The organism is Paenibacillus sp. BAC0078 (assembly GCF_054483875.1).
Window position 1 is genome coordinate 351434 of sequence record NZ_JBTLRW010000006.1, and the last position, 16430, is coordinate 367863.

Annotated in this window: 13 protein-coding genes; 12 read left to right on the forward strand and 1 reads right to left on the reverse strand. The window is 49.7% G+C overall.

Translation table 11 applies throughout. The features are described from left to right. The first annotated feature begins 2 nt into the window (after positions 1 to 2). The 4 genes from ACX1DY_RS14455 to glnA all read left to right on the forward strand — a co-directional run bounded on the left by ACX1DY_RS14455 (position 3) and on the right by glnA (position 5522). Entirely contained in the window at positions 3 to 1451 is a 1449-nt protein-coding gene (locus ACX1DY_RS14455; protein WP_458964884.1) for a sensor histidine kinase, read from the forward strand. A gap of 59 nt (positions 1452 to 1510) precedes the next feature. Beyond that, positions 1511 to 2467 (forward strand): 4-hydroxy-3-methylbut-2-enyl diphosphate reductase, encoded by a 957-nt coding sequence (locus ACX1DY_RS14460; protein ID WP_458964885.1) that lies wholly within the window; start codon positions 1511 to 1513, stop codon positions 2465 to 2467. Between the two features lie 301 nt (positions 2468 to 2768). Then, complete coding sequence (gene aroF, locus ACX1DY_RS14465) at positions 2769 to 3815, forward strand: 3-deoxy-7-phosphoheptulonate synthase (protein WP_458964886.1); 1047 nt, start codon at positions 2769 to 2771, stop codon at positions 3813 to 3815. A 282-nt stretch (positions 3816 to 4097) separates the two neighbouring features. Next, the gene (gene glnA, locus ACX1DY_RS14470; protein WP_458964887.1) at positions 4098 to 5522 is read left to right on the forward strand and encodes a type I glutamate--ammonia ligase; all 1425 of its coding nucleotides are present in this window, start codon (positions 4098 to 4100) and stop codon (positions 5520 to 5522) included. Between the two features lie 174 nt (positions 5523 to 5696). Here glnA and ACX1DY_RS14475 read toward each other — a convergent pair whose 3' ends face one another. After that, positions 5697 to 6740, reverse strand: a complete 1044-nt coding sequence (locus ACX1DY_RS14475) for a LacI family DNA-binding transcriptional regulator (protein ID WP_458964888.1) — start codon at positions 6738 to 6740, stop codon at positions 5697 to 5699. 346 nt (positions 6741 to 7086) lie between these two features. Between ACX1DY_RS14475 and ACX1DY_RS14480 the strand changes: the two genes are divergently transcribed. The 8 genes from ACX1DY_RS14480 to ACX1DY_RS14515 all read left to right on the forward strand — a co-directional run bounded on the left by ACX1DY_RS14480 (position 7087) and on the right by ACX1DY_RS14515 (position 16143). Continuing rightward, positions 7087 to 8448, forward strand: coding sequence for an ABC transporter substrate-binding protein (locus ACX1DY_RS14480; RefSeq protein ID WP_458964889.1), 1362 nt, complete (start codon positions 7087 to 7089; stop codon positions 8446 to 8448). 94 nt (positions 8449 to 8542) lie between these two features. Next, the gene (locus ACX1DY_RS14485; RefSeq protein ID WP_458964908.1) at positions 8543 to 9436 is read left to right on the forward strand and encodes a carbohydrate ABC transporter permease; all 894 of its coding nucleotides are present in this window, start codon (positions 8543 to 8545) and stop codon (positions 9434 to 9436) included. Further along, a complete protein-coding gene (locus ACX1DY_RS14490) occupies positions 9436 to 10272 on the forward strand; it encodes a carbohydrate ABC transporter permease (protein ID WP_458964890.1) in 837 nt (278 codons plus the stop codon). The genes ACX1DY_RS14485 and ACX1DY_RS14490 overlap by 1 nt, the downstream gene beginning before the upstream one ends. 20 nt (positions 10273 to 10292) lie before the next feature. Then, a complete protein-coding gene (locus ACX1DY_RS14495) occupies positions 10293 to 13040 on the forward strand; it encodes a GH36-type glycosyl hydrolase domain-containing protein (protein ID WP_458964891.1) in 2748 nt (915 codons plus the stop codon). An 88-nt stretch (positions 13041 to 13128) separates the two neighbouring features. Then, positions 13129 to 14016, forward strand: coding sequence for a hypothetical protein (locus tag ACX1DY_RS14500; RefSeq protein WP_458964892.1), 888 nt, complete (start codon positions 13129 to 13131; stop codon positions 14014 to 14016). Positions 14017 to 14122: 106 nt separating this feature from the next. Beyond that, entirely contained in the window at positions 14123 to 15211 is a 1089-nt protein-coding gene (gene serC, locus ACX1DY_RS14505) for a 3-phosphoserine/phosphohydroxythreonine transaminase (protein ID WP_458964893.1), read from the forward strand. Between the two features lie 90 nt (positions 15212 to 15301). After that, entirely contained in the window at positions 15302 to 15766 is a 465-nt protein-coding gene (trmL, locus tag ACX1DY_RS14510; protein WP_458964894.1) for a tRNA (uridine(34)/cytosine(34)/5-carboxymethylaminomethyluridine(34)-2'-O)-methyltransferase TrmL, read from the forward strand. Positions 15767 to 15888: 122 nt separating this feature from the next. After that, positions 15889 to 16143 (forward strand): AbrB/MazE/SpoVT family DNA-binding domain-containing protein, encoded by a 255-nt coding sequence (locus ACX1DY_RS14515; RefSeq protein ID WP_019912259.1) that lies wholly within the window; start codon positions 15889 to 15891, stop codon positions 16141 to 16143. Positions 16144 to 16430: the final 287 nt, after the last annotated feature.

A 16430-nucleotide genomic window follows, 5' to 3' on the forward strand; every position in this document is an offset into this window, starting at 1 on the left:
ATATGTCAATACGATTGCGGCTGACTGCTTGGTATTCAGGGATTTTGGCCGTTATGCTGCTGGCCTTATCAGCCGCAATTTACGGATTTGTGTATTTTAATACTTATGGCGATATAAAGGAACGGCTAAAAGAACAGTCGATTCAAGTTCAGCTCAAGCAGTCTTGGAACATAGATGGCACACTGAAACTCAACCTTGTAGGAATTCAAGCACAGAATCTGTATGCTCAGATATATGTTTATGATGCCAAGGCGTTGATCCCAAGCATTAATATGGAGAACATGGGTCTTAAGTTCAAAATTCCCGATCGGGATGCTATCAAGCATCAGCAAGGATTTTTACGGACAAGTTACGATGGCAATCCGTTTCTGATGTATCAGATCGCTGTGGATGTTCCAAACGGACCGGACACGTTGCCCGGAGTGCTTCAGGTAGCAGCCTATGTGGGCGAGCAGGACCGGCTGATGCTGAATCTGAAGAACATCCTGATGGTCGGTTCCTTCGCCACCCTCATCGCGGCCTTTACCTTCGGTCTGTTCCTGGCCCGTAAAGCAATGAGCCCCATCGGCAAAGTCATTGAAGCGGCAAACGGAATTCAGACCGGAACCGATCTTAGCTCACGTATCGTATATGACGGACCGCAGGATGAGATCGGACGGCTGATTCAGACGGTCAACAGCATGCTTGGGCGGATGGAAGGCATCTATACAGAGCTTGAGGATTCCTATGCTACACAGCGCCGCTTTGTATCCGATGCTTCGCATGAGCTGCGGACACCGCTTACAACAATACGCGGGAATATTGATCTTCTGCAAAAGGTATGGGAGATGGATCCGGCCGAAAGCCGGATGACAGAAGCAGAAATCCGCCAGCTGTCGATTGAATCGGTGAAGGATATCGCTGACGAATCCAAACGCATGAGCCGCCTGGTTGCCGATATGCTGTCGCTCGCCCGGGCCGATACCGGACGGACGTTTGACATTGAGCCGGTGGCGCTGGAGCCAATGATGACCGAAGTGGCCCGCAGAGCGTCCTTCCTGCCGCGGCAGGCGGAATGGTCCGTAGGAGACCTCAGCCATTTGAACGGCAAATATATTGTCGGCAACAAGGATTATCTGCAGCAGATGATGTTTATTTTTATTGACAATGCCTTCAAGTACACTCCATCCGGCGAGGTTACGCTGGACGCTGTCTTTTACCAGAACCAGGTGGGCATTCGTATCTCGGACACCGGCATCGGAATGGATAAGGACCAGGTTCCGCATATCTTTGACCGTTTTTACCGCGCTGATGAATCAAGAGGAATTACGGAAGGAATCGGTCTGGGGCTGTCGATTGCCAAGTGGATTATTGATGAGCACGGCGGTTCAGTAGAGGTGGTTACACGCCAGGGCGAGGGCACTACCTTTGTGATCTGGCTCCCGCTTCTCTTTGCTCCGCCTCTGGAATAGGGTATAATTAGAAATGGTCCTATTACAGCAGTCAACGACAGCAGAAAGCCGGTGAATTCATGGAAGTCATAAAAATTTCTCCCCGGGGCTATTGCTATGGCGTCGTCGATGCCATGGTAATGGCACGGCAGGCCGCGCAAAATCTTGATTTGCCCCGGCCGATTTATATACTCGGCATGATTGTGCATAACAGCCATGTCACCAATTCGTTCGAGGACGATGGAATTATTACGCTTGACGGGCATAACCGTCTTGATATTCTGGATAAAGTGGACAGCGGCACAGTAATCTTCACCGCTCATGGCGTATCACCGGAGGTGCGCCGGCTGGCCCGGGCGAAAGGGCTGACCACAGTGGATGCCACCTGTCCGGATGTGACCAAGACGCATGATCTCATCAAGGAGAAGGTAGAAGAAGGTTATGAGATTATCTATATCGGCAAGAAAGGCCATCCGGAACCCGAAGGGGCTGTCGGCATTGCGCCGGAGCATGTCCATCTAATTGAAAAGGAAGAAGAAATTGCCGGATTGTCCGTACCCTCCACACGTATTGTGATCACAAACCAGACTACGATGAGCCAGTGGGACATCAAGCACATTATGAAGAAGTTGCTGGAGCAATTCCCCGGGGCGGAAGTGCATAATGAGATTTGCATGGCTACCCAGGTGCGTCAGGAAGCTGTGGCGGAGCAGGCCGGACAATGCGATCTTGTTATCGTTGTCGGTGATCCGCGCAGCAATAACTCCAACCGTCTAGCCCAGGTGTCCGAGGAAATTGCCGGTGTGCCTGCGCACCGTATTTCCGATGTATCTGAGCTGAATACGGATTGGCTGCAGGGAATCTCCAAAGTGGGAGTTACCTCAGGCGCTTCTACGCCTACGCCAATTACGAAAGAAGTAATCAACTACCTGGAGCAGTACGATCCTGCCCTTCCCGAAACTTGGGAAATCAAGCGTACCGTGAACATGTCCAAGCTGCTGCCGCCGGTGAAGGGCAAGAGCGCAAGCGCTATCTGATACTTTTATAGCTGCTGTACTTATTTATATTAGAAAGCACACAATTTCCAATTCAGGGAGCTGTGTGCTTTTTTGGTATATATAGAGCTGGAAATTCAGTGAAAAGATTCCTGCAGAAAGTGGACGAGATTAGCCATAATATGGACACAATGCAGGATTGCAGAGGAATACAGATTGACTAATACAGCTTAATGAGTTAATATTACTTTAGCGCTTAAAAGCGTACACGCGTCGTAGCGAAATAGTGTTTATTATTTTTAGTGCCAATTTAAGAATTTTTGTCCAGAAGGGGAGCTATAATATGATCGTAATAACATCCAATCAGACACCGCAGGAGCAGGTTAATGAGATAATTGCTGTAATTGAAAAAGAAGGGCTGCAGGTTCATCTCTCACGGGGTGCGGATCATACCGTAATCGGTCTTATCGGCGGGGTTACTCCCAAGCTGGCCGAGCATCTTCGGCAGATGAAGGGTGTGGAGAACGTGGTGAAGATCTCCAAGTCCTACAAGCTGGCCAGCCGTGACTTCCATCCTGAGGATACTATTATTGATATCCGCGGCGTAAAGATTGGCGGCGAGAATCTTGTCATTATGGGCGGACCTTGCGCCGTGGAATCACCGGAGCAGATTGATGAAATCGCCCGTTTGGTCAAAGCCTCCGGCGGCCAGGTGCTGCGCGGCGGAGCCTTCAAGCCACGGACTGGTCCATACAGCTTCCAAGGGGTAGGTGTGGAAGGTCTTACGATGATGGCGGAAGCCGGAAAACGTCATGGCCTGCTGACCATCACGGAGGTTATGACACCGGAGTATGTTGATATTTGTGCGGAGCATGCGGATATTCTGCAGGTGGGCACACGGAATATGCAGAACTTTGACCTGCTGCGCAAGCTGGGAACCTGCGGACGGCCTGTGCTGCTCAAACGCGGCTTCAGTGCGACTTACGATGAGCTGCTGAATGCGGCGGAATACATTCTCGCCGGCGGCAACCGCGATGTTATGCTGTGCGAGCGCGGCATCCGTACCTTTGAAACTTACACACGCAATACGCTCGACCTGTCTGCCATCCCTGCGCTCCAGAGTTTGAGCCATCTTCCGGTTATTTCTGACCCGAGCCACGGAACAGGCCGGCGTGAGCTGGTTGAGCCGATGGCCAAGGCTTCGGTTGCGGCAGGAGCGAACGGACTGATTATCGAAATGCATACCGATCCGGATAATTCCATGACAGGCGATGGCGTGCAATCGTTGTTCCCTGAGCAGTTTGACAACCTGCTGAGAGACCTGGAGAAGCTGGCTCCGCTTGTGGGACGCAAGTTCTCCGATTCGCTTGAAGCCGCTCCGATTGTATAAATTTCAGCTCGCAAAGGGCATTGTACCGGTCCTCTATCCTGCTTTCGGGCGGGGGAAGAGGACTGTTTTTGTACGTGGCAGGGTAAATATGACACTTGTTTGGCCTAAATAATCATTTTTCACGAAAGCGTTAGAATATCTTACATTGTTGCAAGAAATACCTGACATAAGCATTGACGATGTTAGGTTCGGGATTTATAATGACAACAGCAAAAAATTAAAAACAAGAACATTTGATACTGTGAGCGGCCTAATGTTCGGAATTTGGGGAGGAATTTATTCATGTCGGTTGAAAAAGTGTTGCAGACGATCAAAGAGAACAATATCGAGTGGGTGGATTTTCGTTTTGTAGATTTAGGTGGACGTGCCCACCATATTTCGCTTCCTGCATCTGCAGTTGAAGAAGAAACATTTGTGAATGGTGTTGCATTCGACGGTTCTTCCATCAAAGGATTCCGTGGTATTGAAGAATCTGACATGGTAATGATGCCTGATCCGAACGCTTCATACATCGATCCTTTTACAGCTCATCCGACGCTTAACATTATGTGCGATATTTTCACACCTGATGGCGAACGTTACGAGCGCGACCCACGCGGTATCGCAGTAAAAGCTGAAGAATTCCTGCAAGCAAGCGGTGTAGGTACAGCAGCATTCTTCGCACCTGAATCCGAATTCTTTATCTTTGACGATGTTCGTTATGAGAGCGGCATGAATAGTTCTTCTTTCTTCGTAGATTCCGAAGAAGCGGCTTGGAACACTAACCGTAAAGACGAAGGCGGCAACATGGCATTCAAAGTAGCTGTTAAAGGCGGTTATGTGCCAGTAGCACCAGTGGATTCCCAGCAGGATATCCGCAGTGAAATGTGCCGTCTGCTTAGTGAAGCAGGCCTTGAAATCGAACGTCATCACCATGAAGTGGCAACTGCAGGCCAAGCGGAAATCAACTTCCGTTTTGACACCCTGAAGAAAACGGCTGACAACCTCCTCACTTATAAATATATTGTGCAGAACACTGCACGCCAGTACGGCAAAGTAGCAACCTTCATGCCAAAACCGCTGTTCGGCGATAATGGTAGCGGTATGCACGTTCACCAATCCATCTTCAACGGCGACTCTCCTTTGTTCTACGAAAAAGGCGGATATGCCAACCTGAGTGAGATGGCTCTGAACTACATCGGCGGTATCCTGTATCATGCTCCGGCATTGATCGCGCTGACCAACCCAAGCACCAACTCGTTCAAACGTCTGGTTCCTGGTTACGAAGCACCGGTTAACCTGGTATTCTCCAAAGGTAACCGTTCTGCTGCAGTCCGTATCCCGGTAGCTGCTGTGACACCTAAGGGCTGTCGTATCGAATTCCGTACACCTGACTCCACAGCTAACCCTTACCTGGCATTCTCGGCTATGCTGATGGCTGGCCTGGACGGAATCAAGAAGAAGATTAACCCAATCGAATTGGGATATGGTCCTCTGGACAAGAACATCTACGAATTGTCTGATGAAGACAAGGAGAAAATCCGCAGCGTTCCAGGTACACTGGACGAAGCACTTGATGCTTTGGAAGCTGATTTTGAATTCCTTACAGAAGGCGGCGTATTCACTAAGGACTTCATTGATAACTACATCGCTCTGAAACGTTCCGAAGCTCAAGCGGTTGCCATTCGTGTTCATCCGCATGAATACTCCCTGTACTTCGATGTATAAGATTGCAGCAATATAAGAGATAACTATTTATTATAAGAAAAAGACAGCGAAATTCGCTGTCTTTTTTTTCGTGGTCGCCCAGCACGGGCGTCATCTATAGGGTGAGGAAAGCAGGGCATGAGAAGGAGGGGCTCTGTGCCCTCTCATGCCTTCACAGCGGCGCAGTGGTGCATTTCAGAAGTGTGAGTCCAAACCCGGCTTAGCGGCCCCGCAGGACTCCCGTACAATCAATTCCGGCTCGACAATGAAGGAGCTTGCGCCGGATTGGCTGTTAATGAGGTCATACAGCATCAGTGCGGCTAGCCGTCCGATTTTCTCTTTGTTTTGCCTGATCGTGCTCAGCGGCGGCGTTGTATAATTGCATGCTTCGATATCATCGCAGCCGATAAGCGCAAGTGTCCCGGGAACCGAAATAGCGGCTTCTTTAAGCGCGCGGAGCGCTCCGATGGCAAGCTGGTCGGAGGCTGCGAAGATCGCCCGGGGCAATTGCCCGGCGGCAATCATCCGGCGCATCGTTTCATAGCCGCTGGCCTCAAAGAAATTTTCCCCGTTCAGGAACCAACTCTCATTGATCTGCAGCCCCAGATCCTCGATAGCTTTGCGGTAACCGCTCTCGCGCATATTGGAGATATCCGATTCCAGGGTGCTGCCGATATAGCCCAGTTCACGATACCCCAGCAAATAGAAATGCTCGACGACCTTGGAGGACATCTTGAAGTTATCCGACATGATATAACCGGAGTTGTGGCCGGACAGCTTCATATCCACACCTATGCAAGGAATTGTACTGTTATCGAGCTGGCTGATTGAGGCTTCCAGTTCCTGCCCGGAGATGAGCACACAGCCGTCTACATTGTAATGCTGGCAGCGGGCCAGATAATCGTTATTGCCGCCGCTTTGGAACTTTTCGTTAGAGAAGAAGACGAGGTCGTAGCCGAGCAGCCCCATTTGTTTCTTGAAGGAATTCAGGACTTCGATGAAAAATGGGTGGGTGAAATCAACATTCAGCATACCGGCAAAGATGACGCCAATTAGGCTCGAGGATTTGGTTGCCAACGTTTTAGCCGAGTTGGAAGGGCTGTATCCAGTCTCCTTGATGATCTGGAGCACTTTGGTTCGGGTGTCTTCCGAAACATCACTGTAGTTATTGATGATTTTAGATACTGTCGATACCGAAACCCCGGCTATTTTCGCTATATCTTTAATATTGTAAGTCATGACAAGTCCCCCTTTGTATAAAAAACAGCTCTTAAAAGGTAATAAGAGAGGTACATATGCTGGTCAAAAATGATCGGAATAAATAATTACGAAATAGTTTCGCTATTTATTTTATAGATTTAGCAGAAAGTAGTCAATGGAATATGTCAGTAATTTCAGTATATATAATGGGGAATTGCGCGAAAAAGCCCGGAAACCAATAACGAAAAAGTACTTTACAAAGATAATTAACGGTGTAATAATGGAAACATCGAAACCGCTTTCGATAAAATCGCCGGAAATTCGCGTAATTTTACGAAAATGTTTCGTAAAGGTGTTATATCAATTTATTTTGGGGGGTAACAAAATGGTGAAGAAGCTTTCTGCGGTCTTGCTGAGTTCTATACTTCTGCTCTCATTATCAGCATGTGGAGGCAAAAATAACGCGAACAGTGAGGCTACAAATGCTCCGAAGAATGCGGCATCCGGTGAGAAGAAAGTGATCAAGATTCTGCACTGGAAACAAGAGAACATTAACAAAGCCATTGAAGAAATTAATAAGAAGTTCGAGGAAAAGTATCCGGAATATAAAGTTGAATACACAACAACCGGACCGGATGATGAGTTTAAGCAAGCCCAAAGAGCAAGAATTACGGCAGGCGATGTAGACATTCTCGCCGACTTGTCCGGCATGAGATTGTCGCCGAAGGATTGGACGCCGGGTGCGAAGGTGCCGGATTGGCAGCAATGGATTGACTCCGGCCTGATCGCTGATTTGTCAGGCGAAGCTTTCGTGAAGAATTACAACGCAAATGATATCGCCAAGGCGGGTACTTACAAGGATAAAGTGTATGCGATTCCAACCGGTAAAGTGGCTATGTCGGGATTTTTCTACAATAAGGAAATCTTTGAGCAGAACGCTCTTACGGTTCCAACTACGTGGACTGAGTTCACTAAAGTTCTCGACACTCTGAAATCGAAGAGTATTGTACCAATCGTAGTTGCAGGTAAAGACGTATGGCCGCTGAAGCTGCCGGTGTTCGGTCTGCAAGCGAAGATTCTCGGCGGCGGAGACCAGCAAAAATGGATCGAAGGCGTCTGGAAAGGCCAAACCGCTTACAATGATGCCGAAGCAGTTGAAGTACTGGACAAAATGAAAACGCTTCAGGATAAATATATCATTGATGGATTTATGGGGATTGACTATGCAACAGCCCCGTCCTACTTTGCTACAGGAAAAGCAGCTCTGATCGCTGACGGAACTTGGGACGCTCCAACCATTGCTGCGGCGAATCCGAATCTGAAATTCGGTTACTTCCCTATTCCGGCTACTGAAGATGCTGCCAAAAACAAATCTCTTGTCGGCAAATACGATGTGACCTGGTATGCAGCAGAGAAAGGCCCGAACAAAGCAGGCGCTCTGAAATGGCTGGAGTTCTTCTCCGAACCGGAGAACTATACAGCTTATGTTAAAGCTGCAGGTTTCCTGCCAACTCAAGACAATGTTAAGACAGACAGCGAGTTCATAGATAAAGAGCTGTCCCCATACCTGGCCGGCGATTTCGAGCTTGCTTATGAAATCCTGATGATTAACCGCAACAATGTCGGCGAGCATCTTGCCGCTGAAGGTGTTCATACCGAGTATCTGGCTCCAGGCGGAGAATTCAAGACTGCTAAAGAGCTGGCCGATGTGCAGCAAAAAGAATGGGAAGCCGCAGCCCCTAAATAAGCTGCCAATATACTGTACAGTTTCGGGGTCTGATCTGTTCAGGCCCCGATCATTTATGATCATTTATTGAATGAGGATTGGGTAGGTGAGAGAGATGTATCCATTCGGAAAAGGTATCAGACGTTATGTGCCCTTATTGCTGCTTATGGTGCCTCTGGCGCTGTATATTATTTTTTACTTCGGCCCCTCGGTGATGACGGTCATTTATTCTTTTACAGATATAACGAATGTGCCTGGAAGTCATATGAAATTTGTCGGTCTTGAAAATTATCGCAATGTATTTTACTCGGGAAATTCAGGCGAGCGCGTGGACTCCATTATTAGAACGGTTTATTTCATGTTCATCGTAACGATTGTGCAGAACGGTGTTGCTCTTCTGGTCGCCGTGGTGATCAATCAGAAGCTGAAGGGTGACTATTTCTACCGCGCGGTATTTTTCCTGCCGGTTGTGCTCGGTGTCGCTGTAGTTGCACTGGTGTGGAGCATGATGTTCGATCCGCTCAGCGGCCCTGTCAATGAGCTCTATCATTCTTTGTTTGGATATAAGGACATGTTCTTCGGAAGTTTCACCCACGCGTTCAGCTATATTATATTTGTGCAAATCTGGATGTATATGGGCTATTCCATGCTGATCTTCCTGTCAGGACTCCAATCGGTGCCAAAGGATCTGTATGAAGCAGGATATATCGACGGTACAAGTAAATGGCAATCTTTTAAAAATATTACGTTCCCGCTGATCGCTCCTTCCTTTACGGTCAATATGCTCCTGTCGATCATTGGTGCTATGTCCACCTTTGATATTATTCTGGCGACCACTGATGGACGTTTTAATACAAGAACCATGGCCTATGACGTATATAAAGAAACCTTCCGCGGCAGTCTGGCGATGGGGCTTCCTTCGGCGTTGTCGGTGGTGCAGTTCCTGATGATTCTGGTCTTCGTAGTGGTTGCGGTGAGACAGATGCGTAAGAGAGAGGTGGAATATTAATGAAAGAATCCAAATCCGCCAAAATCCTCTCCTACGTTCTGGTAGCCGTACTGGTTGTACTGTACGTTGTACCGATGCTGTTCGTCTTCAATGTGTCGTTCAAATCCTTCAACGATTACCTGCTGGACCCGATCGGCCTGGTTAAAAATATTCAATGGGGCAACTACAAGGATGCCTGGGTGCAAGGCAATTTCTCGAACTATTTCCTGAACAGTCTGCTTTACACCGGCGTTGCTACGATATTGACTTTAATTGTCTCGCTTTTTGGCGCTTTTCCGGTGGCGAGAGGGTACGTGAAGTGGAGCGGTTTTATTTATCTCTTCTTCCTGATGTCGCAGTTTTTACCGAATCCGATGGTGGCTCAGTTCAAATTGATGCTGGCGCTGAAACAGGATCTCGGGTTTGTGGGCTATGATACGAAGCTGGGTTATATTTTGCTGAAAACAAGCGGAACCGGCATCGTGTTCATGATGTTCACCGGATATATCAAGTCGATCAGCCGCGAGCTGGATGAAGCGGCAGGCATGGACGGCAGCGGCTACAGCCGTTATTTGTTCCAGATAATCCTTCCGCTGATGAAGCCGGTTATTGCGACAGGCGTTATTCTGACGGCGATTGGCATCTGGAATGACTTTGTCGGTCCGGTGATGTATTTGCCGAGCCCAACCCATTATCCGATAACCTTTGGTCTGAAGGAATTCCGCGGGCAATACGGCAATAACTGGCCGATGCTGGCCTGCGGCATCATGATTGTATCGGCTCCGCTGATCGTGCTGTACACCTTCATTCAAAAGTACATTGTAGACGGTGCGCTTGCGGGCGCAGTTAAAGCGTAAGCTGCAGTAAAAATGAGAGGATGAATACAGTGAATCGTAATCAAATCAACGGATGGAACTTCACCGGCAAGGATGGGGAGTTCAGGCTGCAACAGCCGGATCACAGCAGCTTTTTATATTTTCCGCTGGTGAATGAAGCCGGCATGATGTCATCGGTGACCCCGAAGCTTCATGGACAGGCGGCTTCCGGCCATAATACGTTTTTGACCCCTCCGTTATCGGTGGAGGATTTGCATAATTCCCGCGCCTCCCGCAATTTCTGGGTATACGCCGAGGGAAAGGGTGCGTGGTCGGCCTCCGGAAATTCAGCCAGGCAAAATGCGGCTGTCTATACCGGGCATGCTGACGAAGCGGTTCTGGAGGCAGGATTTCTCTGGCACCGGGTAACCCGCAGCAACACGGAGATGGGGATCACAGCCGAAATTATCAGTTTCGTGCCATGTAGCAATGACAAGGCAGAGCTAATGAAGGTTGTTCTTACAAATACGGGAGATGAGACGCTTGTCCTAACGCCGACAGCCGCAGTTCCGCTTTATGCCCGGTCGGCAGACGATGTGCGGGATCACCGGCATGTCACCTCTCTGCTGAACCGGACCTATACGTCAGCGTATGGTGTAGAGGTTCAGCCGGCTTTGTCATTTGATGAGCGCGGCCACCGCGTGAACCACACCTCTTATGGTGTATTCGGGGCGGAGGGTGACGGTAGTAGGCCGATGGGCTTTTTCCCGGTACAGGAGGAGTTTATCGGAGAAGGAGGAAGCCTGGACTGGCCTGAAGCTGTCGTGCTGAATGCTGCTCCCGCTGTCCAAGCAGGCGGAGGCGTGCAGAGCGAGGGGTATGAGGCGCTGGGCGGAATCCGGTTTGCGCCTGTTTCCCTGCAGCCCGGAGACAGCCATGCTTATGTCGTGGTGATGGCTATCGGGGATGACAGAATAGACGTGTCTGCACTGATGGAGAAATACGGATCAGCAGCGGCGTTTGACCGCTGTCTGGAGGAGAATAAAGCATTTTGGTCCGATAAAGTGAACACAGTGCAATTTCATACCGGTGATCCGCAGGCGGATCAATGGATGAAATGGGTGACCCTGCAGCCTGTGCTTAGAAGACTCTACGGCAACTCCTTCCTGCCGTATCATGACTATGGCAGAGGCGGACGCGGCTGGCGGGATTTGTGGCAGGATTGTCTGGCACTGCTTATTATGGAACCGGCGGAAGTGCGGGGGCTGCTTCTGAACAATTACGCCGGCGTGAGAATTGACGGCAGCAATGCGACCATTATCGGCCAGCAGCCGGGTGAGTTCATTGCCGACCGCAACAATATCCCGCGTGTATGGATGGACCACGGTGCCTGGCCGTTTCTGACAACCCAATTGTATCTGGACCAGAGCGGCGATCTGGATTTCCTGCTGCAGGAGCAGAGCTATTTCCGCGACACCTTTATGAGCCGCTGCCGGGAACGCGACACTTCCTGGGATGAGTCTTCTGGCAATTATCTTAGAACCGCTGCCGGGGAGGTCTATAAAGGCACCATACTGGAACATATCCTGCTGCAAAATTTGGTGCCGTTCTTCAATGTCGGCGAACATAACAACATTTTGCTGGAAGGCGCCGACTGGAATGACGGGCTGGACATGGCGGCAGAGCGGGGCGAAAGTGTAGCTTTCACAGCTTTCTACGCCAGCAATCTGCTGGACATCTCCCGCATGCTGCGCACTCTTAAGGAGCGTAAGGATCAAGTGACAGTGGAGCTGGCGGAGGAAATGCTGCTGCTGCTGGATTCACTTGGCGAGCGTGTGGATTACGGTTCTCCAGCAGGGAAGCTGGAGCGGCTGAACAGCTTCTATGCCGCTGCGCCTAACAGGGTAAGCGGAATTCGTGTGGCTCTGGATACGGAGCGGGTGGCAGCGGATCTGGCGCAAAAGGCCGAGTGGATATTCAACCATCTTCGCCGCAATGAGTGGGTGCAAAGCGAACACGGCGACGGATGGTTTAACGGTTACTACAACAACGACGGGGAGCGGGTAGAGGGAGAATTTGCCGAAGGCACCCGCATGACGCTAACGGGCCAGGTATTCCCGATTTTGGGCCATGCCGCAGCGCCGGAGCAGATTCCGCACATCATTGCTGCGGTGGAACGCAATCTGCTGGATGACAAAATCGGCTACAGGCTGAACTCCCGGTTCGGCGGCATTCAGCAGAATCTGGGCCGCGCTTTCGGCTTCGCTTTTGGCCACAAAGAAAATGGGGCGATGTTCAGTCACATGACCGTTATGTATGGAAATGCGCTCTACAAACGCGGTTATGTAAACGAAGGGCGCAAAGTACTGGAATCGTTGTATACGCTCAGCGCCGACTTTGCAACCAGCCGCATCTACCCCGGAATTCCCGAGTACATCAACGAGCAGGGCAGAGGGCTATATACTTATCTAACAGGCTCGGCAAGCTGGCTGCTGTTGACTATGGTTAATGAGGTGTTTGGGGTGAAGGGCCGCCTTGGGGATCTGCTGCTGGAACCGAAGCTGGTCCGGGAGCAGTTTGATCAAGAGGGGAAAGCCTCGATTAAGACGATCTTTGCAGAACGTGAGCTGGAAGTGGTCTATAAGTCCACAGGAAGCTCCGATTATGGTAAGTACCAAATACACTCCGCCGCCCTGAACGGCAGCGAGGTGACGCTTCAGCGCGTCTCAGGGGGTATTATTATCCCACGGCAAGAACTGGAGTCACTGGTTACAGGGGAATGCCATTTGATTGAAGTGACGTTGGCATAACCCCGGGAAGATCTAATCTGAGCGCCTGCACCGCTGCATATGGCCGGTGCAGGCGCTTTTTAGAAGATAAAGAAAGGACGCGTCTTTTATGGGCTACAAGCTGTCAAATGGTATTCTGACCGTCGACATTGCCGATGTTGGAGCGTATAACGGCTCCCGGTTCGATTGGACGGGGTTTATTACACAGGTAACACTAGAACAGGGAGAACATACATTTTGCGTGCCGGAAAGCCTTGTTCCGGGAGAGGGCAGCGGGGGGATTGGCCTATGCAACGAGTTCGGCATTTCCCGGGCAATTGGATATGATGATGCACCGGTAGGCGGATGGTTTCCGAAGCCCGGTGTAGGACTCCTGCAGAAGCAGAACCGCGACCCGTACAGCTTTGCACATGATTACAAGGTGCAGCCATTCACTACCCAAGTAGAAGGGGACACTCATGCAGTCACATATACCGTCCAGACCATGGAGTGCGGCGGTTATGGCATGCGTTTGAGCAAAACTCTTTCCTTGTTCAAAGATCAATTAAAGATTGCCTATGAGCTGGAAAATACAGGAACGAGGCCTTTCCAAACCGAGGAGTACATTCACAACTTCATCGGAATTGACGGTAATAAGACAGGCAAAGATTATGAACTTCGGGTCCCGGGCATTCTTGCAATAGAAGCAGCAGAATCGGATTACACTACTAACTTATTGCAGGTATCGGGAGATAGACTAGGCTGGAGGGAAGAACCGGATCGGCCATTTTATTGCATGCTGGGTGGCTGGGAGCAGGCGGAAGCCGGGTTCAATTGGGAACTGCTTCATAAGCCGAGTGGAACGGGAGTGCGCGAAAGCGGGGATTTCCAGGTAGCCCGGATGGCTTTATGGGGAGAGCGGCATGTAATTTCTCCTGAAGTTTTTGTGAACATCAGCCTTTTACCGCGTCAAAGCGAGTGCTGGTGCCGGATCTATCAATTTTTCACCTCTTCATGAGCCCTGATCTTACCTCCTATGTGAATAATTATACTTGCTGGTGAGTAAGATTATTGCTATCATAAGCCATATCCATATTCGTAGGAGAGAAAGGGTGGGGAGCAAGTTGAGCAAGAGAGCATACAATTTTAACGCTGGTCCGGCGGCATTGCCGCTTACAGTACTAGAGCGTGCACAAGCGGAGTTTGTTGATTTCCGGGAAAATGGAATGTCTATTATGGAAATGTCGCATCGCGGGGCGGTATACGAATCCGTGCATAATGAAGCTCAGGAACGTCTGCTTAAGCTCCTCGGCAATCCTGAAGGCTACAAGGTTCTGTTCGTTCAAGGCGGGGCAAGCACCCAGTTCGCCATGATCCCGATGAACTTCATCTCGGAAGGCCAAGTGGGCAGCTATGTAATGACAGGAAGCTGGGCAGACAAAGCCCTCAAGGAGGCCAAGCTTCTGGGAGGCGCGCATGTTGCCGCATCATCAGAGGACAAGAAGTTCCTGGCGATTCCTGAGCTGAGCAGCATTAAGCCTGCGGACAATGCAGCTTATCTGCACGTTACTTCGAATGAGACCATTGAAGGCACCCAATATGCGGAGTATCCGGATTCCGGTTCGATTCCACTGATTGCCGACATGTCCAGTGATATTCTGAGCCGCAGCTTTGACGTGAATCAGTTCGGACTGATCTATGCCGGCGCCCAGAAGAATCTCGGTCCTTCCGGTGTAACTGTGGTGATCGCTAAGGAAGAGCTGCTGGCAAAGTCGCCTTCGACGATTCCGACCATTTTGCGGTATGACACACATTACAAGAACAACTCTCTGTATAATACTCCGCCATCCTTCTCTGTATATATGGTCAATGAAGTGTTAAAATGGATTGAGGAGCAGGGCGGACTGGCTGGCATTGAAGTCAAGAACCGTGATAAAGCCGGGCTTCTGTATGATCACATTGATGGCAGCGACGGATTCTACCGCGGGGTTGCGGAAACTGGCAGCCGCTCGATTATGAATGTTACGTTCCGTATGGAATCGGAAGAGCTGGAGAAGAAATTCGTCAAAGCAGCCGAGCAGGAAGGTTTTGTTGGACTGAAGGGTCACCGCAGCGTAGGAGGCTTGAGAGCTTCCATCTACAATGCCGTTCCTTACGAGAGTGTAAAGGCACTGTCTGATTTCATGAAGCATTTCCGGCAAACTCAAGGTTAATGAATGCAAATTTCTAGACCTTCCGCCTGTTGGCGGAAGGTTTTCTGCTTTGTACGCAGCTCAAGCCTATAGAGAGGAAGTTAACTTATTATGGCACTACACATTGTGCTGGTGGAACCGGAGATTCCGGCTAACACTGGCAATATCGCCCGTACCTGCGCGGCTACAGGCACTCATCTGCATCTGGTGCGTCCACTCGGCTTCCGTACGGACGATGCCACACTGAAGCGGGCGGGCCTTGATTATTGGCATGCCGTTCATATTGAATATCATGACTCCTTCGGGGAAGTGCTGGAGAAGTATGCCGAAGGCCGCTTTTTCTATGCAACAACCAAGGCAGAGAAACGTTATACTGATTTTGCGTTCCGGGATGGGGATTTCTTTGTATTTGGCAAAGAGACCAAGGGCTTGTCTGCGGAGATTCTCGAAGCGGGCAAAGAAACGACCATGCGCATGCCGATGAGCGAGGCGGTTAGATCGCTTAATTTATCCAACTCAGCGGCGATTATTGTCTATGAAGCGCTGCGTCAGATGGATTTCCCACAACTTTTCTAAAAGAAATCACGAATTTTTGATTTTTTCAGCAGGATTCGACATTTTGGTAACGAAATAGTAGATTAGTGCCGAAATAAGTAGTAGATACTAATTTTTGTTGAACAGGAGAGTGTAAGTTAGATATGAAACCTGCTGGCGTAGTTAGAAAAGTAGATCAGCTGGGTAGAATTGTTCTGCCTAAGTCCCTGCGTAAAAGGTACCAAATGAATGAAGGCGATCCTGTGGAAATTCTGGTGCAGGGCGATCACATCATTCTGGAGCGTTACCGTCCGAAATGTGTCTTTTGTGGATCAATGGAGGGCGTAAGCGAATATAAAGACCGTTATATTTGTGCTGAATGCCTGACCGAAATGACTCAATTGCCAAGACACGCCTAAGTAATAGCAGTGCATTCCCCGAGAATGTGCGCAAGAGGCAACATGTACATATGAAAGGCAGCAGTCGGCGTCCTCTTGGGGAATGCCCATAATGGCAGGCTTTTCTGTAAAAAGTGGGCTATAGCCAAAAAAAGGGAGCGCCGCACATCAGTGCGGTGCTCCTTTCAGTTTAGGCTTTAGCCAGTTGAGTGCGTGAAACGCGCGAAACAAAAAACCACCCGCTATGCGGGTGGAGGGATCAAGGGTTTGACCAACAAGACCATTCCGATAAAATTGAGATGTTCAGG